Origin of the sequence: Pilosibacter fragilis (assembly GCF_032490495.1) — a bacterium.
Lineage (GTDB): Bacteria > Bacillota > Clostridia > Lachnospirales > Lachnospiraceae > Pilosibacter > Pilosibacter fragilis.
This window is the reverse complement of the sequence record NZ_JAVYJB010000013.1, coordinates 16,482-38,321: the sequence shown is the minus strand read 5'-3', so window position 1 is coordinate 38,321 and position 21,840 is coordinate 16,482. Positions and strand designations below refer to the sequence as shown.

At 49.6% G+C, this 21,840-nt stretch carries 13 protein-coding genes and 1 pseudogene; 10 read left to right on the top strand and 4 right to left on the bottom strand.

All coding sequences use genetic code 11. The annotated features are described in order from the left end of the window. Position 1: 1 nt before the first annotated feature. Positions 2–1,336, bottom strand: a pseudogene (locus ABCW45_RS12365) (sodium/glutamate symporter). Positions 1,337–1,393: 57 nt separating this feature from the next. Continuing rightward, positions 1,394–2,122, bottom strand: a complete 729-nt coding sequence (locus ABCW45_RS12360) for a creatininase family protein (RefSeq protein ID WP_015552267.1) — start codon at positions 2,120–2,122, stop codon at positions 1,394–1,396. A gap of 149 nt (positions 2,123–2,271) precedes the next feature. On the opposite strand from ABCW45_RS12360, the gene ABCW45_RS12355 reads away from it, so the two are divergent. Further along, positions 2,272–3,159, top strand: a complete 888-nt coding sequence (locus ABCW45_RS12355; RefSeq protein ID WP_343220948.1) for a LysR family transcriptional regulator — start codon at positions 2,272–2,274, stop codon at positions 3,157–3,159. A gap of 369 nt (positions 3,160–3,528) precedes the next feature. Here the strand turns inward: ABCW45_RS12355 and ABCW45_RS12350 are convergent, their stop codons facing one another. Both ABCW45_RS12350 and ABCW45_RS12345 read right to left on the bottom strand, forming a co-directional pair. After that, positions 3,529–4,071 (bottom strand): NADH peroxidase, encoded by a 543-nt coding sequence (locus ABCW45_RS12350; RefSeq protein WP_015552268.1) that lies wholly within the window; start codon positions 4,069–4,071, stop codon positions 3,529–3,531. A gap of 201 nt (positions 4,072–4,272) precedes the next feature. Then, entirely contained in the window at positions 4,273–4,674 is a 402-nt protein-coding gene (locus ABCW45_RS12345) for a Fur family transcriptional regulator (RefSeq protein WP_015552269.1), read from the bottom strand. Positions 4,675–5,048: 374 nt separating this feature from the next. Here ABCW45_RS12345 and ABCW45_RS12340 point away from each other — a divergent pair, with 374 nt between their 5' ends. The 9 genes from ABCW45_RS12340 (at position 5,049) to ABCW45_RS12300 (ending at position 21,773) form a co-directional block, all read left to right on the top strand. Next, positions 5,049–9,902: a nicotinate-nicotinamide nucleotide adenylyltransferase gene (locus ABCW45_RS12340; RefSeq protein ID WP_343220947.1), complete on the top strand. Its 4,854-nt coding sequence runs from the start codon at positions 5,049–5,051 to the stop codon at positions 9,900–9,902. A gap of 152 nt (positions 9,903–10,054) precedes the next feature. Beyond that, a complete protein-coding gene (locus ABCW45_RS12335; protein WP_343220946.1) occupies positions 10,055–11,317 on the top strand; it encodes a lactate dehydrogenase in 1,263 nt (420 codons plus the stop codon). A 193-nt stretch (positions 11,318–11,510) separates the two neighbouring features. After that, a complete protein-coding gene (locus ABCW45_RS12330) occupies positions 11,511–12,608 on the top strand; it encodes a flavodoxin family protein (RefSeq protein WP_343220945.1) in 1,098 nt (365 codons plus the stop codon). A 219-nt stretch (positions 12,609–12,827) separates the two neighbouring features. Continuing rightward, the gene (locus ABCW45_RS12325; protein ID WP_117515721.1) at positions 12,828–13,877 is read left to right on the top strand and encodes a TAXI family TRAP transporter solute-binding subunit; all 1,050 of its coding nucleotides are present in this window, start codon (positions 12,828–12,830) and stop codon (positions 13,875–13,877) included. A gap of 35 nt (positions 13,878–13,912) precedes the next feature. Continuing rightward, positions 13,913–14,374: a DUF1850 domain-containing protein gene (locus ABCW45_RS12320; protein WP_158553043.1), complete on the top strand. Its 462-nt coding sequence runs from the start codon at positions 13,913–13,915 to the stop codon at positions 14,372–14,374. Positions 14,375–14,466: 92 nt separating this feature from the next. Next, entirely contained in the window at positions 14,467–16,440 is a 1,974-nt protein-coding gene (locus ABCW45_RS12315; protein ID WP_343220944.1) for a TRAP transporter permease, read from the top strand. A 505-nt stretch (positions 16,441–16,945) separates the two neighbouring features. Then, positions 16,946–18,433, top strand: coding sequence for a threonine synthase (gene thrC, locus ABCW45_RS12310; RefSeq protein WP_343220943.1), 1,488 nt, complete (start codon positions 16,946–16,948; stop codon positions 18,431–18,433). 143 nt (positions 18,434–18,576) lie between these two features. Continuing rightward, positions 18,577–19,443: a class II fructose-1,6-bisphosphate aldolase gene (gene fba, locus ABCW45_RS12305; protein WP_015552276.1), complete on the top strand. Its 867-nt coding sequence runs from the start codon at positions 18,577–18,579 to the stop codon at positions 19,441–19,443. Between the two features lie 212 nt (positions 19,444–19,655). Then, positions 19,656–21,773: a glutamine synthetase III family protein gene (locus tag ABCW45_RS12300; RefSeq protein WP_117470544.1), complete on the top strand. Its 2,118-nt coding sequence runs from the start codon at positions 19,656–19,658 to the stop codon at positions 21,771–21,773. Positions 21,774–21,840 lie beyond the last annotated feature (67 nt).

Sequence of the window (21,840 nt, the reverse complement as noted above, 5' to 3'; positions counted from 1 at the left end):
CTTATGCCTTCTTTACAGTGCGTCCAAATAATACGGTGCCGACGATCAGAAATGCGACGAGGAATCCAGCGGTTCCGAGAGTCGTGAGCAGCGGGCTGGAGAGGATCAGCATAGGGCCGATCGTGTTATACGGCTGCTGCCAGAAGGAACCGAGAGTACTGGAACCGGAAACACTCTCTGCGGCAAGTGTATCACCGTTCGGGTCAAGAACCTTGATTAAGAGAAGACCGGTAGCCAGACTTCCTGTACACTGTCCGTAAGCGCCCATTGCCATTTCAAACCAGTCCTTTCCATACCACTTCTTGGCAAGAATGATACAGATGACCGCTGTGAGAATGGTGATTGCGATAGAAGTAACGAGGATTGGAACCAGGAAGGAAGCCAGAACACTTAATTTGATGGTCGCAACATTCATAGCGATTACGTATTCAAGAGCGACACCGGAAATACGTTTCATGCTTCCACGGTCAATATACTGGCTATATTTTGTCTTGCTTAAAGCAATACCAATAATCGCACCCATGATCAGGCACATGGTGTAGAGCGGGATTTTGCTCCAGAACGGGAATACTTTAATGATCGCCTCGCGGAGAATATGGGAAATTGCAATAATTGTTCCGACAATCATCATCTGGAATGCCAGAGGATCGATAACGGAGGAACTGGAAATTGCAGTTGCCATGGATTTGCGCTCTTCCTTCGGTACGATACCGGTGATATCTTTCTGGTCGAGGTTGACGGAACTCATTTGCTTTCTTGTATAACCTTTTTTAGCGCCCCAGTTGATAATTCACATACCGCCGATCACCGCCATGAACATACCGATGGTTGCGTATGTCAGAGCGATACCGGTAGCGTCCTCCCAGCCTTCAGTAGCGAAGCAGCCGCCCATGATACCGGCAGAACCGTGTCCGCCATAGAAACCGGATACCGGAAGGAATCCCATTGCGTAAGGAACATTGCTCATGAACTTGGAGAGGAGAAAAGCGATTCCAAGTCCTGCGAGAACCTGTGCCATAAATACAGCGCCAGTTACACAGGTGGTAGAAAGTACATCACGTCCGAATTTTCCGGTGGAAGTTCCAAGGAACGATGTCGTAAAGATAAATGCGAACAGGAAATTTGTCCACTGTGAAATCCACTGGCTGAAGTGTAGGTGGATCGGGGAGAACTGTCCGAGGACCTGAGGACCGAGGAGCAGTCCTAAAATACCTGCGATTAAAGAAGTTGGAATATAGTATTTGTAAAAGAATGGTATTTTCTGACGGATCAGAAAGCCCACAAAAAGCAGCGTACTGATAGTCGAAATATCGATTAAAACAGTTGTTAGAGTCATGGTTTCTGCCATAGTAGTATCCCCCTTGTAAGGTAAGGCGTGTGATTTTGGGTAAGCTTAGAATTTTTTTTCCATATAGGAAACGATTCGGTCTACACAGCGGGTGACAATCTTTTCACCTTTTTCTTTTGTAGCGACGGTAGCATCGCCGATGGTTCCGTTCGGTGTTTTCTCAGTGAATCTCTGGAAACCAATGAAATCCGGGAATTCGCTCGCCGGAAGCGGTTCTACTCTGGAGAGTTCGTCCATGTCTACTAATTCCGGGAAAAGGTACATAAATACGGATGTGCCGCACTCACTTGCGTGTCCGTGAGCCATCTGGCCGCTGTACTGGAAGATATCACTTCCGTTTGCATTTGTAAATCTCCACCAGTCGATCTGGACGAGCTTGATATCATGCTCATTCATATATTTCTTACCGATGTAGTTTACAGTATCAACATTTCCTGCATGACCTGTGATGAAAACGAAATTCTTGGCCCCGTCTTTGATCAGTTTTCCGACAAGCCAGTCAAGCCAGTCTTCCAGGATCTTTCTTGGCATTGCGAATGTGCATGGGAAAGAAGCGAGTGCGGAGGATTCGCCGGCTTCAATCGTCGGAGCAATCAGCGCACCGGTCTTTTCAGCCACAAGTTCAGCAATTCTTTTAGCTGCGATCAGGTCACTTCCCATTGGGAGCTGCGGTCCATAGATCTCACACGCGCCAGTTGGGATGATGACGGTTGGGTTCTCGGCAAGGCGCTTCATATATTGCTTTCCACTCATTTTTCTGATATAATTTGTCATAAATTCAGTCTCCTTTACAAATACATATGTTTTCACTTGCAAACCGGCCGGGTTTCGATGAAATTATTGTAGCATCAGAGTGTACAAAATGGAAATGAAAGAAAAGTGTCGTGTTATGCAAAAAAAGTTTGTCTAACGGAGGTGATGGTTTGAATTTAGACAATGTAAAATGCTTTCTCAGTCTGGCGGAATGTTTGAATTTTACGAAAGCTGCTGAAAAAGAGCACATGACGCAGACATCCATGAGCCGGAAGATTAGTGGACTTGAGGAAGAACTCGGGGTACGGCTCTTTTATCGCGACAATCATCAGGTAATTCTTACAGATGCGGGAAGTGAGTTCTATGTTCAGGCACAGAAACTTCTGGATGTTTATGAATCGACGGTGCGTTTGGTGCAGAATGTGGAGCAGGGATATGCGAGATCATTGAAAATTGGTGTTGGAATCTATGAAGATGAGCTTTTAGATACATTTCTTGGCCAGTATGTTATGGCACATCCGGATGTGCGGATTACCTGTCTGCAGTATAGTTATCGGGAATTGCTGAAACGGTTTGAGCAGGGACTGCTCGATATTATTGTGACAAGTGATCAGTTCCTGTCGGGATATCCGGTGGAAAATGTTGACATGGAGTTGATTTATGATAAGCCATGGAAGATTATTTTGAATCGTGAACATCCGTTGGCAGAACGAACTGCTGTAACATCGGAAGATCTGAAGAATGAGATTATGATCACCATGTACGAGGGAAGTGTTTCACAGATTGCGGATCATTTCCGAACAGCGTTTAAATTCAGGGATATCATTCATGTGAATTCTTATAATACAAAGCTTATGATGGTCAACGCAAATCTCGGATTTGGACTTGTACCGGCATTTGTGCGTCTGGTGCGATATGAGAAAATTAAGATGAAAGAATTTGCTCCGCCGTATATCTCCAGATGTTTTTATGCCTTATGCCATAAAGAGAACCAAAATGGACATGTGAGGAAATTCTTTGAAGATTATGTGAAATATGCGCAAGAAGAACGCGATTAGAAAGTGACCAAATAGTTCAATCGACATCCGTCGACTTATATGGTAAAATTATCCTGTAATGGAGCGGAAAGCGGGGATGCGTTTCTGATGTCTGGTGCCCTCTGATCGTAAAGGGGGTGATGGCGTATGAATACAATGGAAGTCCTAACATTATTACTAGTTATATTTTCAGCATTGTCATACATCGATAACCATAGAGACAAAAAGAACTAGCATCCTACCTACCACAGTAACTTGCTAGTTCTTTTTATACTATAACATACTGAGGGCATCGAACGTATATCCGAGTACCTTTCTGACTTCATTATAACTGGAGCGGCCTGAAAAAACAAGCCGCTCCAGTTTAATTTTAACTATTTTCTTCAAAAATTAGCCGAAATATCTCTTTAAGAGACCAGCAAATGCCTTACCATGTCTAGCCTCGTCTCTTGCCATCTCGTGAACGGTGTCATGGATCGCATCAAGACCAGCAGCTTTTGCTCTCTTAGCGAGGTCTGTCTTACCGGCAGTAGCGCCGTTCTCAGCCTCAACTCTCATCTCGAGGTTCTTCTTTGTGCTGTCTGTAACAACTTCGCCGAGGAGCTCTGCGAATTTAGCAGCGTGCTCAGCTTCTTCGTAAGCTGCCTTCTCCCAGTAAAGACCGATCTCCGGATAACCTTCTCTGTGAGCAACTCTTGCCATAGCGAGGTACATACCAACCTCAGAACATTCACCCTGGAAATTAGCTCTTAAATCAGCAAGGATATCTTCGCTAACGCCCTGTGCAACACCAACTACATGCTCAGCAGCCCAGTTCATCTCGCCGCTCTGCTCAACGAATTTGGAAGCCGGTGCGCCGCACTGCGGACATTTCTCCGGAGCAGCCTCGCCCTCGTATACATAACCACATACAGAACATACAAATTTCTTCATAGTATTTTTCTCCTTTTTAAAATTTTATCAGGGGTCAGGGATCTTGAAATATAGAGATCCCTGATCAATTGACGGTTGTAATATGGATCACAGTTCTTTTGAAAGATAGTCACTGACGGATCGTAATCCGGTCAGTTGATCTAAATAATAGTAACTGTTATCGTTATTATATTCTAATTGACAACGAATGTCAATAGAATTTTAAACTTTTTCGTTTTTCTTTTTCAGGCAGTCCTCGCATTCACCGTAAAAGAAAACCGTGTGGGAATCAACCCGTCCCGGGAACGGAGCGGTGAGAAGGTCCGAAGTGTCACAGACCAGATCCAGAGGCATATCGATGATCGCCCCGCAGGCCTTGCACACAAAGTGGTAATGGGGATCGGTATTATAATCGAAATGTTCCGATCCGTCTCCGCTGGAAAAACGCTGGATCTCGCCCATATCTGCCAGAAGATTTAAGTTGCGGTATACAGTTCCCAGACTGATCTTCGGGTAATCTTTGCTGATCGTCACATAGACGGCATCCGCGGTAGGATGATCCTTGCGGTTTTTCAGACATTCCCGGATAGATTCACGCTGGCGGCTGAATTTTAATGCTTTCATGGTGCACCTCCTTTCCGGAGTGTAGAGATCAAATAAACAATAATAATGATAATTGTTACTGAAATAATACCATCAGATACATCAACTGTCAAGTGCAAAGTGACAGATTCTTTTACCAGCCGCGGTTCGAGTATGATGTGAAAAGAAACGATCCAAGCACGATCTGAAAAGAAAAATCATCGGTGCACGATCTGAAAAGAAAATTTCTTGAAAACACCTCAGGAAATGTTTATACTGGTCTTATAATTGTGGACAGCCGGAAAACTCTCCCCAGCCCGTCCGATGTTCCCGGATTAATCCGGAAACCGATACAGCGGCAGGACAGAAATTTCCGCGCAGCCCGCCCTTAACATCCTCGAAACGGAGGTATATCCATGTATAACAGACACATCCGCCACCTTGTGACAGAGCTTGGAAACCGTCTGTCAGACAAAGAATTTTTAAAAAAGATCGGTCTCAGCCGCCGCAGCATGCAGCAGCTCTTTGATAAAGACCGCTGGGAAGTGATCTTCGAGAAGGCATTCCCGGTAACAAGACGTTTTTCCTGCGCGGAGATTCTGGAATTCTGCCGCGTAGATATGGAAAAACTCAGCAATGAACCGGAGGAGGGATGGCTTTCCTTCGCTTATAAATATTCGACCCACATTCTGTACCCGGATGCGGATTTCGCTGTGTCCGCAGCTCCTTATGCGCCGTCTGCGCTCTATTTCCTGAATGTTCTCCAGTACTTCTTTGATGAAGAACGGAAGGTTCTGCCGTTCGATCCATATGATGATTTCCGCTTTCTGACAGAAGAAGAATATGCCGGTTTTGAGCGTGCCGGTGAGTATGCCCACTTTATCCGTGAGTTCCGTGATCAGTACATATACGAGATGATGCGGTTAAACCGTGAGGCGACCCCGTTCGAGACGCTGGGACATATCGCGGGTGTCCACTATGTTGCGATGGTGGCAGCCCGGGGGCTTTATGAGGCGGGGGTGCCAATTGACCTGGCGTTGGCGTCGGGCGCAGCAGCGGGACATGACCTCGGAAAATTTGGCTGTAAGCCGGATGAGCGGGTTCCGTACCTTCACTATTTTTATACGAACCAGTGGTTTACCGCCTACAATATGGAAGGAATCGGCCACATCGCCGCGAACCATTCCACCTGGGATCTGGAGCTCGACAATATCTCTGTGGAGTCCCTGGTTCTGATTTACGCCGATTTCCGCGTAAAACAGATGCGCGGCGAGGATGGCCGCGAGATCACGAAGATCTACACGTTAAAAGATTCCTTTGATGTGATCCTGTCAAAGCTTGACAATGTGGATGAGGCAAAACGGAACCGCTACCGCGTCGTCTACTCCCGCCTCTACGAATTCGAGCGTTACATGCGTTCCAAAGGCGTGGATGTGGATCTGACAGGAAACCCGGATCCGGCGGAGCAGCCGGTAGATATTGTCGTACAGACCGGAAAACAGGTGGTCCGCTCCTTCGTATTCTGGGGAATCGAGCATAACATCGACGTGATGCATCGTCTCGGAACCGAGCGCCAGTTCGGAAATATCCTGGAGGCGGCGAGAAGCGAAAAAGACTGGAAGAATGTCCGCGCGTACTTAAATATGTTCAACGAATATTCGATCCACCTGAACCACCGCCAGAAAGAGCAGACCATCAGCTTCCTGTATGAGCTCCTCTTAAACCGCGAGGGCGATATCCGGAGACAGGCGGCGGCGCTCATCGGAAAAATGTTCGCAGATTTCAACGCCGGATACCGGAAAGAGCTGCCGAAAAATATGCCGGATCCGGACGCTAAGACGGCACTGACGCTCTGGGAGGAGTATCTTGGACAGCTCATATGCCCGGATTATCGCCTGACACTGCAGCAGAAGAACCGAATTCAGAATTCTCTGAAATTTGTCATGGTATCCGCCATGGACCGGAGTTCGGAGAAGGTCCGGGAAGAGCTGTTCGAAGTCTTCATGAAGTGGTTTGACGGACACCACCGCCTTGTGGGTGATCCGGTATTCTACCTATTAGACTGTATATTCTCCCTGCCTCTGGATCTTTGCAGCAAGGGGAGTCGTCTGGAACGTTTGATCTGCTTTGCCATCAGCCATATGGACGACCCGGATGAGAAGGTGCAGATCGCGGCCGTCCGCGTCTTAAAGGTTCTGACCCAGGCGGTGCCGCCGGAAAGCGCCTGCTACGAGATCGTCTGCGACGCGGCGCACCGGATCAATCCGAGAACGATCACGCTGCTGTTTTTACAGTACCGGATCTATACGAACCTGCGCCTGGACACCACTGCCCAGCGGGAAGTCTTATACGGACATGATGTGGTCAGCGATATCTTCCTTGAAAATTTAAAATCCGCTACTCCGTGGATCTTGAAATCCGTAAACATCAAGCTTCTGGCAGATCAGGTAGATCACGGAAAGCGGGATCACCTTCTCCATATCTGTGCCCATTTTTCCAACCTGATCAAAGTCAGCGAGCAGGTTGGTGTCCGCCATGACGCGGGCCGCGCGCTCCTGCGTCTTGCCCATTTGCTGACAACAGACCAGAGAAATGAGATCGCGGTGGAACTCTTAAAGGGACTGGAAGTGGGAGAGTACGAGTTCTCCAAATACATCCCGGAATACCTCGGTGAGTTTGCCTTATGGCTGCCGCCGGAACAGCTTGATGACATCATTGAACGTCTGCATATCCTGCTGGCGAACGGAAATGAACGGATCGTGTCCGTTGCCCTCGATACGTTAGGAGTCCTTTTGGAGTGCTATTCGCGGTATACCGTCCGTTTCCATGAGTCCGAGGAAGTATCGGAAGAACGCCGCATGAAGCTTCTCGGCCTGATTTTAAGCTGTCTTGCAAACTACCGGGAGCAGGTCCGTCAGGAAGCACTGCTTGTCATCGGACAGCATATTTTCGGCTCCCAGATCCTTGCGGAGCGGGACAAGAGCAGAATGTTCTCCCTTTGCGCAAAGAAACTCCTGTTCCTGTTAAATGAGAATAAGGGCGGCGAGCTGAGTCTCTACTACCGTGCCGCGACCCTGTCCCATATCGACCGTTTTATCGCCCACTACCAGTTGTTCGGCGGTCTGGTGGAGACCAGGACGCGGGAGAAGATCGCATTTTTCCCGGGAACCTTCGACCCGTTTACCTTATCCCACAAGGAGATCGCAAAGAAGATCCAGGAGCTCGGATTTACCGTATTTCTTGCCATTGATGAGTTTTCCTGGTCGAAGAAGACCCAGCCGCATCTGGTGCGCCGCCAGATCGTAAACATGTCCATCGCGGATGAGTTTTATGTTCATCTGTTCCCGGACAACACGCCGGTCAACATCGCGAACCCGGCGGATCTGCGCCGCCTGAGGGAGATGTTCCCGACGGAAGAACTCTATATCGTTGTGGGATCCGACGTGATCCACAACGCGAGCTCCTACAAGAAGGATCCGGAGGAGAATTCCATCCATTCCTTCAACCACATCGTCTTCCGGCGCCCTGGTGAGGCACATCCGACGGAGGTTTACGAGCAGATCACCGGAAAAGTCGTGCAGCTGGAGCTCCCGCAGGAGCTGGAGGATATCAGCTCCACGAAGATCCGTGAAAATATTGATAACCACCGCGATATTTCCAGCCTCATCGACCCGGTAGTCCAAGAATACATTTACCACAAGGGCATGTACCTGCGCGAGCCGGAATTCAAGCCGATCTTACGGGCGAAAGCTATCGCCTTCGAGAACGCGGCGGGCAGGGACCGTGAGGTACTGGACGAGCTTGGAAACACCGTTCTCTACGGACATCCGGACGCCCAGGCGATCCTGACAAAGATCCAGGTGGAGAATGACCGCCTGCTGATCTTAAGAAATACCGTGGAAGGTGAGCGCCCGGCGGGCTTTGTGAGCTACCGGGAGATCGGAAACGAGGATCTGTTCGGCGTCTTAAAGGACATGGAGCTGGCAAACCTGGTCCGCGGAAAGAGCAGCCGGGAGATCCTTCTGATCACAGGCATCTATGCGAGAGAGGACGGCACCGGGGACAGCGGGGTGATCCGCGATGCCCCGCAGCAGCTTCTCGTTGAAGTGCTGGCGAAAGAGTTGGAGAAAAACTACAGTTTCGCATTGTTTGTCGCGGAGCGCGGCACAGCGACGAAAGAGGTCGTGTACGTGCTGGAGAGACAGGGCTTTATCCGTCCGCATATGGCGGACGAGAACGACAAGCGGACGATCTACATGGTCGACATGCATGAGCCGTTAATGTTCCTGCATAACCTGGATACTACGATCAAGGAGCCGTTTGCCAGCAATCCGGCGGTTCTGGATGCTGTGGAGAAAAACCACAAAAAGCTTCAGATCGCTATGACGAAGCTGTATCCGGGAAATCTTGTACTGTCCTTGTCATCCGGCATCATGTATCATCGTCTTGTGGACCGGATCACGGCGCTCAACGATGTTCCGAGAGAGCCGCTGGTGCCGAGAAGACTCGGAAAGAACATGTGCGTTCCGTTCGGTAAGATCCTGCGTGGAAAGGTTGTGCCGAATACGGTGACGAAGACGCTGCATACCGATAAGGTCTATGAGCCGGATCTGAACAGCTTTACGATCGAGCCGTTCCCGTACTACTCACCGTTAAAAAGCCAGATCGAGACCATCAAGTCCTTCGATCGGCCGGTGATCCTGGTGGATGACCTCGTCCACACGGCGAACCGGCTCCAGGTGCTCGTTCCGCAGCTCAGGGAAGACGGGATCCCGATCAAGAAGGTCGTCGTGGGCGTCCTGTCCGGCTACGGCCGCGACCTGATGCAGTGCCTGAAGGTGCCGGTGGAGAGCATCTACTCGATGCCGAACCTGCGCCAGTGGTTCGTGGAGTCTACACTGTATCCGTTTATCGGTGGCGATACCGTGCGCCGTGAGGAGATGAAGGTTGCGGGACTTCAGCCGTCCATCAACATGATTCTGCCCTACGCGACGCCGAGACTTTCCGGCTGCAGCCGGGAGGCGCTTGTGGAGTTCTCGGCCTGCTGTATCGAGAATTCCAGGGATCTTTTCCAGGTCCTTGAAGCGGAATACCGGAAAATGTACGCGAAAAACCTTACCCTTTCACGCCTCTCCGAGGCCGTCATCCTGCCGCTCTGCCCGGATAAGGGAAGCTGTATGGAGTATGATGAGAACCTGGCGGCGTCAGTATATCTGGAGAATGATCTGGAGACGCTGTGGAGGATGAAAGAGTTTATGATCAAGGGATAAAATGCTGAACGCCGTCTGGAATTTCGAGAGGCTGAGGGCTTAAAAGGAAGATCTGCGATAATCGTGGGCTGTGTATCAAAGCCGTAAGGTCGGCAGACCTGAATGGCTTTGGTTCATGGCAGTAAAATATGGAAATCAGGGGGAATGAAATTATGGTAACCTATTATAAAATCGGAGACATGTTTTGTGCGTCCGCGCACGGCGATCTGCCATATGAAAAAACGGAGAAACCGGCAGCAGGGACAACGCTCACCTGGCTCTTTACCGGAGAACCGGGCAGCCGCCGCGCATCATTTCTCGTAAACCATCCGGCAGAGCTCTTCGCAGAGTGTGAGGATGTCAGCTGGTTAAACACAAACAGATTAAATGCGTCCGCATACGACGGACAGACCAGGGAACTCCCGGCGGATCTCCTCGCGCAGCTCGATGCCGGAACACTCCGCGCGGTAAACGCGTCCCACCCGAAATTTGAGGAGATCCTGGCATATAAGCCGAAAGAGGGCAAAAAGCGTGTCCATGTTCTGGCGATCGGCGATGTGGGCAGCATGCTCTTAACAGGTCTCCATCTTCTCGGCGGAGATGTGATCTCCTCCATCGGAATCTGTGATATCTCCGACAAGGTGACTGCCCGCTGGGAGTTTGAGGAGAACCAGATCGCCTATCCGTGGGACTATGACGCGATGCCGGAGGTGGACGTTGTGGACCAGGATCACCTCTTTGACTGTGATGTGTTCGTATTCGTGGCCTCAAAGGGAATCCCGCCGGTCGGTTCCGGTGTCAAGGATGTCCGCATGTACCAGTTCGAGAACAACTCAAAGATCATCGGACATTACGCGAAGATGGCGAGAGAAAAGAACTTTAAGGGCTTATTCTGCGCCGTCTCCGATCCGGTGGACCCGCTTGCGAAGACCGCGTTCCTTGAGAGCAACAAGAATGAGGCAGGAGAGTACGACTGGATGGGGCTTCTCCCGGAGCAGATACAGGGATTCGGCCTCGGTGTTATGAATGCGAGAGCTGCATATTATGCAAAACGTGATCCGAGGTTTAAGCAGTTTTTGACGGAAGGCCGTTCCTTCGGACCGCACGGACAGGATCTCGTTATCGCGGATTCCATCGAAAACTACAACGATGAGCTCTCAAAAGAACTGACAAATCTCACCGTCACTGCAAACCTCCATATGCGCGCCATCGGCTACAAACCGTTCGTTGCCCCGGCGTTCTCATCCGGCGCGATCTCGATCCTGATGACGCTCAGAAAGCAGTGGCACTGCGGTTCCGTGTTCCTCGGCGGCGTTTACATGGGCGTGAAGAACCGCTATACAGAACAGGGCCTCGAGACGGAGGCACTGGCGCTGCCGGACGCTTTGTATGAGAGGATCGTGTTCGCGGCTGAAAATCTTGCGAAGATCGTGTAGAGGTTGTTTCTGCGGCGAAGGCTAGAATATAGAAAAATGCTGATCTGATTTGTCCCGGCAGGTTTCCCGTATGTCGGGGAGAACTGCCGGGATTTTTATACGTGCCGTGTTGAGGATGGAAAGCCGTTGTTATAAAAATATCAGTGATCATGTATATTGAGTGAAGCAGATTTATCAGGGAGAGTGATACATCATGGAGAGTGACAGATTGTTAGTTCTATATCCGCAAAAACGAGGCCCGGAGAAAGAACGGTCGCGTATGGACGAGGTTTTGGGGGCGGCGCTTGACGGGATCGATACCGAGATCGTGGAAGATATGGAAATTTTGGAGCAGGATCCCTTCAAATATCGTGGACGCAGACTCCTGTTTGCAGTTCCACTTGGGAGAAATGGCATCAACCGCGGTTACTACGAAGTTCTCGCCTGGCTGCGGGGCGGTGACCAGGTCCTCGCGGGGGCGACTGCTGGGATGATCATCGACGCGGAGAGCGAATTCTACACGAAAGCGACGGCAAGAGAGCTTGCGGTGGCGGCAAACCGCGCCGGATGTGCCTTTGTCGGCCGCCCGCTGGTGGAAGGAACCGCCTCCCTCGATAACTACCTGATCCAGGCTGCCAATATGAACACCGATCGGTTCGGCGCTTATAAAAAGAGCGCTGCGATCCTGGCACATCAAATTCTGGAAGAAACATGGCAGCCGAAAGAAGAATCGCACCTTCTGGTCCTTCACGCCTCAAACCACAGGACCTCCAATACCCTGGCGATTTGGCAGAAAGTAAAGGAGTGCCTGGATGAACGGATCAGGATTCAGGAGATCAACCTGCGAAACGGCACTCTCGTGGACTGTTCGGGATGTCCATACCAGATGTGCCTGCACTTTGGTGAGCAGGGAAAATGCTTCTACGGCGGAGCCATGGTGGAAAATATCTACCCGGCGGTCAAGTGGGCTGACGCGATCCTGCTCCTCTGTCCAAACTACAACGATGCCCTGTCCGCGAATATGACGGCGTTTATCAACCGCCTGACAGCCCTGTTCCGGACCACACGGTTCTACGACAAAGCCCTGTTCGGAATTATCGTATCCGGCTATTCCGGCAGTGACCTTCTCGCTGGGCAGCTCGTAACAGCCCTCAATATGAACAAGACCTTCTACCTCCCGGGCAATTTCTGCATGATGGAGACAGCCAACAACGCCGGTGCTGCCATGAAGCTTCCGGGTATCGAAGACAGGATCAAGGAATTTAGCGAAAAAATGACGCATATACTGATAAAAGAGACACAAAATAGCTGATACAATTTTTGAATTTCAAGCAATTGTGCGTCAAAACTTTACATCACGGAAGTGAACAACTGCAATTATGAGAAAAGCAACGAATAGCTGAAAGATTTCAGACGTTTACAAAAATTACTAATATTTGTTGCAAAAGTAACAATAGAGATGTATAATATGTTCGTAAGCTTCCTTTGCTGAAACATTGTGCAAAGGAACAGAAAAAGGAGGTAGAAAGATATGAGAAAGAGATTTTCCGTAGCAATGGCACTCGCATTATCCTGTGCAATGGTACTGACCGCTTGTTCCGGCGGCAGCAAACCGGCAGAGACCACAGCCGCAGCAGCAGCCGACACTACCGCGGCAGCAGCTGAAACAACAGCAGCCGCAGCAGCAGCCCCGAGTGGTGATGCCCAGAAGTTAACAATGGGTACTGGCGGAACCACCGGTACATATTACGCATTCGGTGGTGTAATCGCGAATGTATTAAACAGCAAAGACATCGGAGTGAACATTAACGTTCAGTCTACTGGTGCTTCCAAAGCAAATATCTACCTTGTAAACGACGGTGAAGCAGACCTCGCGATCGTACAGAACGACGTTATGGATTATGCTTACAACGGAACTGACCTCTTCGCAGAAGAAGGCGCAGCAAAAGATTTCACAACAGTTGCAGCCCTCTACGCTGAGGTTTGCCAGATCGTATCCTCCGGCGATATCAAATCTGTCGCTGACTTAAAGGGCAAGAGAGTATCCGTTGGTGACGCAGGCTCCGGTGTTGAGTTCAACGCACGTCAGATCCTCGAGGCTTATGACATCTCCTTCGATGATATCCAGGTCAACAACCTCGGATTCGGTGATTCCGCAGATGCGTTAAAAGACGGCAAGATCGATGCTTTCTTCTGTACAGCAGGCGCACCGACAACAGCGATCGTAGAGCTCGCTACAACAAATGCGATCAACCTTCTTGAGATCGATGACGAGCATGCGAAGAAGCTTGCGGATGCACATCCGTTCTACACAACATACGCAATCCCGGGCGGCTCCTATAAGGGCGTTGACGATGATGTTCAGACAGTTGCTATCAAAGCTACTCTGATCGCATCCCCGAAGCTTTCCGAAGAAACAGTTTATAACCTCACAAAGGCTATTTTCGATAACAAAGATGAGATCGCTTCCACACATGCAAAGGGCGAAGAGCTTGATCTCGAATATGCGGTTTCCGGTATTTCTGTTCCGTTCCATCCGGGTGCTGAGAAGTACTTCAAGGAAGTAGGAGCAATCAAGTAATTACCTTGAAAAACAGGAAAGTAAGATTCTTTACAGTGGCAGCAATAATCACGGCAATTATTGCTGCCACTCTTGCCTATACCTTACGAAGCGGAGACTATCTGGTCCTGAGGAACGGAGACACAAACGCAGAATATGCCCGCTTCCGGGTAAAAGAGGGGGATGAGTTTTCTGTAACGTTCATCCACTCGGTAAATAAGTATCCGTTGACGGACGTTTATGAGATCCGCGACCACAAGATCTACGTGATCCGCACGATCTACAATAATTTCGGCGCGGGCGTGCAGACAGAGATCGAGGATGGGCAGACGCTTACGTATGATGAAAACGGGGAGATGGTTGTTTCCGGGTTTGACAAGGAAATGCCGTATCTCTCATATATTGTGGGTACGGTCTCCGACCACACACTCACACTTCACGGAAAAGAAATCAGTTTGAGGGATCTCTGCGGACGAAACAGCAAAGTAGAGTTCTCCTGTGAACATAAAGGATTCTAAGCGTTAAAAGAGTTTCGGACATATCCGGCGCCTGTTTGTATAGGGGGTATACAGGGGCAGCGCCGGAAACGAAATATAAAGGAGGGATTGGTATGGCAGAGAAAGACAACATGAAAGTCAACACATCTCCGGTGGCTGATGTGGAGACCGGTACCGCCGAAGACGTCGAAGCCATCATGAAAAAGTACGACCGTGAATCGAATACCCGAATCTGGGAAGGCACCCCGAAGCAGGTCATTCGTTTCCTTCTGGCAGCGTTTTCAGTTTTAATGCTCTATATGAACCTGTTTGCAAACTGGGATGAGCGTGTAAGACGTTCCCTGTTTGTCGGTTTTGTAATTATCCTTTCATTCCTGGTATATCCGATGAAAAAGGGAAGCTCAAAAAAGAATTCCGTTCCGATTTACGATATTATCCTTATGGTACTCGGAGCCGGTGCTTACTTCTACTTCGTATTTAACTTTAAAACAATTATCGGCCACGCGACACGAATCAGCCAGACAGAGGTTATCGTTGGCGTGATCGGTATCCTGATTTTAGCAGAAACATGCCGCCGCGTTGTAGGTATTCCGATCCTCTGTGTGGCGACATTCTTTGTGGGTTATGCGTTTTATAACGGACTTGGACAGGGCAGAGCCTTCGCGGTAGTCTTAAAGTCCATCGTTTACAACCTGTTCTATACGACGAGCGGTGTCATCGGTACTCCGATCGGTGTCTGCTCCACGTATATCGCACTGTTTATCCTGTTCGGCGCTTTCCTTGAGGCAACCGGTATTTCTGAATTCTTCATTCAGTTAGCGAACTCCTTGGCAGGCGCTTCCACAGGCGGCCCGGCAAAGGTAGCGGTTATCTCCTCTGCTCTCTGCGGTATGGTATCCGGAAGCTCCGTTGGTAATACAGTAACGACCGGTTCCGTAACGATCCCGTTAATGAAGAAGACTGGTTATCAGGGCGAATTCGCAGGTGCCGTTGAGGCAGCTTCCTCCACAGGTGGACAGATCATGCCGCCGATCATGGGCGCCGCCGCATTCTTAATGGCTGAGATGGTAGGCGTTCAGTACGGCGAGATCGCGATGAGAGCGATCTTCCCGGCACTCCTCTACTTCACAGGTATCTTCATTACTGTACATCTTGAGGCAAAGAGACTTGGCTTAAAGGGTATCCCGAAGGATGAGCTTCCGAAATTCGGACCGTTATTTGTCCGTCAGGGTTATCTTCTTATTCCGTTAGTTGCCCTTGTTGCAATGGTTATGATGGGCTACACGATGTCCCGTGCAGCGATCATCGCTACCGCTCTTGCAATCCTTGTCAGCATGCCGAATAAAGAAACAAGAATGAACCCGACAAGATTCATCAACGCGTTGGAGGCAGGCGGTAAGAATACACTTTCCGTAGCTGTTGCCTGCGGCGTTGCCGGAATCATCGCCGGTGTCGTAACAATGACCGGTCTTGGACAGCTCCTGATCTCCGCAATCGTCGGTGTTGCCGGTGACCGCGTGATCGTAGCATTATTCCTTACTATGTTAACCTGTATCGTTCTTGGTATGGGCGTTCCGACAACTGCAAACTACATCATTATGGCTACCACATGTGCACCGATCCTCGTAAACGGTATGGGAATCAACAAGATCGCTGCCAACATGTTCGTATTCTACTTCGGTATCGTAGCAGATATCACACCGCCGGTTGCTCTTGCGGCTTACGCAGGATCCGCGATCGCGAAATCCAACCCGATGAAGACCGCATTAAACGCATCCCGTCTTGCGATCGCCGCGTTCATCGTACCGTATATCTTCGCGTTTAACCCGGCAATGTTATTTATCGATACAGGCGTTCTCGGTGTTGTGACGATCATCGTAACATCCCTGATCGGTCTGTTCGGCGTTGCAGCCGGTCTTGAAGGTTACATGTTCGCGAACCTGAATGTGATCGAGAGGCTTTTATCCATCGTCGGAGGTCTCTGCCTGATCATTCCGGGAACCGTGACAGACATTGTCGGTATCGTTCTTGTCGGTATCTCCGCGGCACTGCAGATGATGAAAAAGAAGAAAGCGGCTGTGGCATAGAAGAAATGGATGAAAGTTATATCGGAGTATATTGCAAAGAAAATTTGCATATGATATAATGGCTAAGAAAGAAATAGAACATAGTTCAAATTTACACAAAATGAAACCCCTCAGAGCGGCATCTCTGAGGGGTTTCTTCTCGTTTTATGTAGTTGAGCATCTACAGGTTAGTTACCGATCCAGTTTACTGTCTAACCATTTGATGATGTAGTGACATACCACACCAGCCATGACAGCAACTATAAAAGAAAAAACATAATCCAAATTTACACCTCCTTTCTGTCACCAGATTGGAGTGGGTAACGAGACGAGTATATCATAGGCAGGAGAAAATTGATAGTTACTCCAGTATAAAACAGAGATAAAAAATAGACTTTTGTGAGGAATATTTGTGTATGAGGAGATCCCTGTTTTCATTGATTTTATCTTGCAAGCGACATTAAAGTATGCTACACTTTCCGTAAAGTTTACCACTGTATCTGCGTAAAGAGAGGAAGGAAAAACGATGGAATTATTATATGGAAGTACCCGCGGCGGGGAGACTGGCGTGACAGCATCCCAGGCAGTGTTAAAAGGACTTGCAGATGACGGCGGTCTCTACGTTCCGGAGCGCATCCCGACGTTGGACGTGACGATGGACGAGCTTGCCGGAATGACATATCAGGAGATGGCATACGCAGTCATGAAACAGTTCCTGACCGATTACACGGAAGAAGAACTGAAATACTGTATTTCCCATGCATACGATGAGAAATTCGACACAGAGGAGATCACACCGCTCGCAAAGGCGGACGGCATGTATTTCCTGGAGCTGTTCCACGGAAAGACGATCGCTTTCAAGGATATGGCACTCTCCATTCTGCCGTACCTTATGACAACGGCTGCAAAGAAGAACCATGCGAAGAACGAAATCGTGATCCTGACCGCTACATCCGGAGATACCGGAAAGGCAGCTATGGCCGGATTCGCTGACGTTCCGGGAACAAGAATCATCGTCTTCTATCCGAAGAACGGAGTAAGCCGTGTTCAGGAGCTTCAGATGCTGACCCAGAAGGGCGCAAACACATCTGTAGTCGGAATCGAAGGAAACTTTGATGATGCCCAGACAGGTGTAAAGAAGATCTTTGGCGATAAAGAATTCGCGAAAGAACTGGATGCTATGGGATTCCAGCTTTCCTCTGCAAATTCCATAAACATCGGCCGCCTTGTTCCACAGGTCGTTTACTATGTATACGCCTACGCGAAGCTTCTCGCAAACGGTGAGATCGAAAAAAATGAGAAGGTCAACGTCGTAGTTCCGACCGGAAACTTCGGAAACATCCTGGCAGCGTACTTCGCAAAACAGATGGGTGTTCCGTTCGGTAAGCTGATCTGCGCGTCCAATGACAATAAGGTCCTGTATGACTTCTTCCGGACAGGCACATACGATAAGAACCGTGAGTTCATCCTGACCACATCCCCGTCCATGGACATCCTCGTCTCCAGCAACTTAGAGCGCCTGCTCTACTTAAGCTGCGGAAGAGATGCCGCAAAGACAAAGGCGATGATGGAGCAGCTCTCCACAAACGGAAAATACGAGATCACTGAGGACATGAAGGAATTCATGAAGGACTTTGCCGCAGGCTACGCAGATATGGAAGAGAATGCGAAGGAGATCCGGAAAGTGTTCGATGATACCGGATACCTGATCGACACCCATACAGGCGTTGCAGCAGCCGTCTACGAGCAGTATAAGGCGAAGACCGGCGATACCACAAAGACTGTGATCGCGTCCACAGCAAGCCCGTACAAGTTCTCCAGAAGCGTTATGGAGGCAGTCCTCGGAAAGAAAGAGGATGCCGATGAGTTCGCCCTGATCGATGAGATGGAGCGCATTTCCGGCGTGAAGATCCCGCAGGCCATCGAGGAGATCCGCGACGCGAAGATCCTCCACAACCGTCAGTGCAAGCCGGAGGAAATGGAAGAAACTGTGAAACAAACCTTTTCAAAGTAGGGTAAATCGGTTATAATAAAATTATCATGACAACAGTACCTGTTGGGAATAGATGGCGTCTGCTCCGCATATAAATGGAAACAGACGGCAGATCCGGCGGGACAGGCTGTTCTGTCAAAATAACGATTCAAATGGAGGCCTATATGTTAGTAACAGCGAAAGAAATGCTTGAGAAAGCAAGAGACGGCAAGTACGCAGTAGGACATTTCAACATCAACAACCTTGAGTGGACAAAAGCGATCCTGCAGACAGCAGAGGAACTGAGATCCCCGGTTATCCTGGGTGTTTCAGAGGGCGCAGGAAAATACATGACAGGCTTTAAGACCGTAGTAGGTATGGTAAACGGTATGCTGGAAGAGATGAAGATCACTGTTCCGGTAGCTCTTCACTTAGACCATGGTACCTACGAGGGATGCCTAAAGTGCATCGATGCTGGATTCTCCTCCATCATGTTCGACGGTTCTCACTACCCGATCGAAGAGAACGTTGAGAAGACAAAAGAACTGATCCGTATCTGCCGTGAAAAGGGAATGTCCCTCGAGGCAGAGGTTGGAGCGATCGGCGGCGAGGAAGATGGCGTTATCGGTATGGGCGAGTGTGCAGACCCGAACGAGTGCAAGATGATCGCTGACCTCGGAGTTGATATGTTAGCAGCAGGTATTGGAAATATCCATGGAAAATATCCGGCAAACTGGAAGGGCTTAAGCTTTGAGACACTTGCAGCTGTCAAAGAGGCTGTAGGCGATATGCCGCTCGTTCTCCACGGCGGTACCGGTATTCCGGAAGACATGATCAAGAAAGCGATCTCCCTCGGCGTAGCAAAGATCAATGTTAACACCGAGTGCCAGCTCGCGTTCGCAGACGCTACAAGAAAGTACATCGAAGCAGGAAAAGACCTTGAAGGAAAGGGATTCGACCCGAGAAAACTCCTTGCGCCGGGTGCAGAAGCGATCAAGGCGACCGTAAAGACAAAAATGGAGTTATTCGGTTCTGTCGGCAAAGCTGACTAAGCCGTTTAGCTTGCATTATCATGCAGTTAAAAATGTTCTCCCTAGTATCAGGGAGAACATTTTTTCAAGCTAAAATTGAAATTCAGCCGAAATACCCTGGCAGACCATGATTGGAACAGGCTGAATATTTACAGGTAATTCTCATACTTTTTAAAGTACGATTTCACCCCATGCCATAACGGGCAGCTTATACAGAATTGAGGAGGAAAACTATGAGCGAAACTATCAATGTGGAGGCAATCTTCGGAGAGAATGTCTTTAATGACTCCGTGATGAAGGAACGCCTTCCGAAAAGCGTCTACAAGAAATTAAAGCAGACCATCGAGGATGGCAGCGAGCTGGATCCGACGATCGCGGACGTGGTTGCCCATGCGATGAAAGACTGGGCAGTCGACAACGGCGCGACCCACTATACCCACTGGTTCCAGCCCCTTACCGGTGTGACCGCTGAGAAACATGATTCCTTTATCGGAAATTTTGATTCTCAGGGAAAAGTTTTAATGGATCTCTCCGGAAAAGAGCTGATCAAGGGTGAGACCGACGGTTCTTCTTTCCCGTCCGGCGGCCTGCGCGCGACCTTCGAGGCCCGCGGATATACCGCTTGGGACTGCACTTCCGCGGCATTCTTAAAGAAAGATGCAACCGGCGTAACACTCTGTATCCCAACCGCCTTCTGTTCCTACAGAGGCGAAGCCCTCGATAAAAAGACCCCGCTTCTCCGCTCCATGCAGGCCATCGACAAAGAGGCGACAAGAATCTTCCACCTTTTCGGACACACAGAAGTAAAGCGTGTTACCCCGTCCGTAGGACCGGAGCAGGAGTACTTCCTGATCGATCGCGACAAATATTTAAAGAGAAAAGACCTGATCTACACCGGACGTACCTTATTCGGCGCGATGCCGCCGAAGGGACAGGAGATGGATGACCACTATTACGGTGTTATCCGCGAGCGGATCGGTTCCTATATGAAAGAATTAAATGAAGAACTCTGGAAGCTGGGCGTTACCGCAAAGACCCAGCACAACGAGGTCGCTCCGGCACAGCACGAGCTGGCAACGATCTACACAAAGGCAAACCTTGCCGTTGACCACAACCAGATCGTTATGGAGACAATGAAAAAGGTTGCAAGCCGTCACGGAATGGCGTGCCTGCTCCATGAAAAACCGTTCCAGGGCGTCAATGGTTCCGGTAAACATAACAACTGGTCCCTGGCTTCCGACACCGGTATCAATATGCTTGATCCGGGTGTTACACCGCATGAGAATATCCAGTTCCTTCTGGTCCTTGCCTGCATTATGAAAGCGGTTGACCGCCATGCGGATCTGCTCCGCCAGTCCGCGGCTGTTCCGGGAAATGACTTCCGCCTTGGCGCTCAGGAGGCACCGCCTGCGATCATCTCCATCTTCGTAGGTGAGCAGCTTGAGGATGTGATCGACCAGCTGATCTCTACAGGCTCCGCGACCCACTCCAAGACCGGTGGTACATTAAAGACAGGTGTTACCACACTTCCGGACTTCGATAAGGACGCAACCGACAGAAACCGTACCTCACCGTTCGCGTTCACCGGAAATAAGTTCGAGTTCCGTATGGTCGGTTCCTCCGATTCTGTTTCATCTGCAAACGTTGTATTAAATACCATCGTTGCTGAGGCGTTCAAAGAGGCGGCTGATGAGCTTGAAAAGGCAGACGATTTTGATCTCGCTGTCCATGATATGATCAAGAAACTTCTTGCTGATCACCGCCGTATCATCTTCAACGGCAACGGCTACAGCGAGGCGTGGGTAGAAGAGGCAGAGCGCCGTGGACTTCCGAACTTAAAGTGCATGGTAGACGCGATCCCGTCCCTCGTTACCGAGAAAGCGTTCAAGCTGTTCGGTGACTTTGGTGTATACACGAAGGAAGAGCTGGTGGCAAGAGCGGAGATCGAGTATGAGTCCTACGCGAAATCCGTAAATATCGAGGCGAAGGCGATGATCAATATCGCAGGAAAGCAGCTGATCCCGGCTGTTGTCCGCTACACAACCGTTCTCGCTCAGTCCTTAAGCGCTGTGAAGGCTGCATGCCCGGAAGCTGACAACAGTGTCCAGACAGAGCTTCTCATCGAAGTTTCAGATCTTCTCTCCGACATGAAGGTTGCCCGCGCGAAGCTCGAAGACCTGGTAGAAGAGTATCAGCACATCGACAGCATGGAAAGGCGCGCCCACTTCTGCTACGACGAGATCATCCCGGCGATGCAGGCTCTGCGTGACCCGGCAGATCAGCTGGAAATGATCGTAGACAAAGAATACTGGCCGATTCCGAGCTATGGGGATATGATCTTTGAGGTGTAAGAAAGAATAGATAAGAATACATAGTATGAGAATAAAAGCGCCGCCCTGCGGGAGAAGATCCTGCGGG

Excerpts from the sequence above, each read along its gene's own strand:
- ABCW45_RS12360 (WP_015552267.1), bottom strand. The coding sequence starts at position 2,122 with ATGACAAATTATATCAGAAAAATGAGTGGAAAGCAATATATGAAGCGC.
- ABCW45_RS12350 (WP_015552268.1), bottom strand. The coding sequence starts at position 4,071 with ATGAAGAAATTTGTATGTTCTGTATGTGGTTATGTATACGAGGGCGAG.
- ABCW45_RS12345 (WP_015552269.1), bottom strand. The coding sequence starts at position 4,674 with ATGAAAGCATTAAAATTCAGCCGCCAGCGTGAATCTATCCGGGAATGT.
- ABCW45_RS12340 (WP_343220947.1), top strand. The coding sequence starts at position 5,049 with ATGTATAACAGACACATCCGCCACCTTGTGACAGAGCTTGGAAACCGT.
- ABCW45_RS12335 (WP_343220946.1), top strand. The coding sequence starts at position 10,055 with ATGGTAACCTATTATAAAATCGGAGACATGTTTTGTGCGTCCGCGCAC.
- ABCW45_RS12330 (WP_343220945.1), top strand. The coding sequence starts at position 11,511 with ATGGAGAGTGACAGATTGTTAGTTCTATATCCGCAAAAACGAGGCCCG.
- ABCW45_RS12325 (WP_117515721.1), top strand. The coding sequence starts at position 12,828 with ATGAGAAAGAGATTTTCCGTAGCAATGGCACTCGCATTATCCTGTGCA.
- ABCW45_RS12315 (WP_343220944.1), top strand. The coding sequence starts at position 14,467 with ATGGCAGAGAAAGACAACATGAAAGTCAACACATCTCCGGTGGCTGAT.
- thrC (WP_343220943.1), top strand. The coding sequence starts at position 16,946 with ATGGAATTATTATATGGAAGTACCCGCGGCGGGGAGACTGGCGTGACA.
- fba (WP_015552276.1), top strand. The coding sequence starts at position 18,577 with ATGTTAGTAACAGCGAAAGAAATGCTTGAGAAAGCAAGAGACGGCAAG.
- ABCW45_RS12300 (WP_117470544.1), top strand. The coding sequence starts at position 19,656 with ATGAGCGAAACTATCAATGTGGAGGCAATCTTCGGAGAGAATGTCTTT.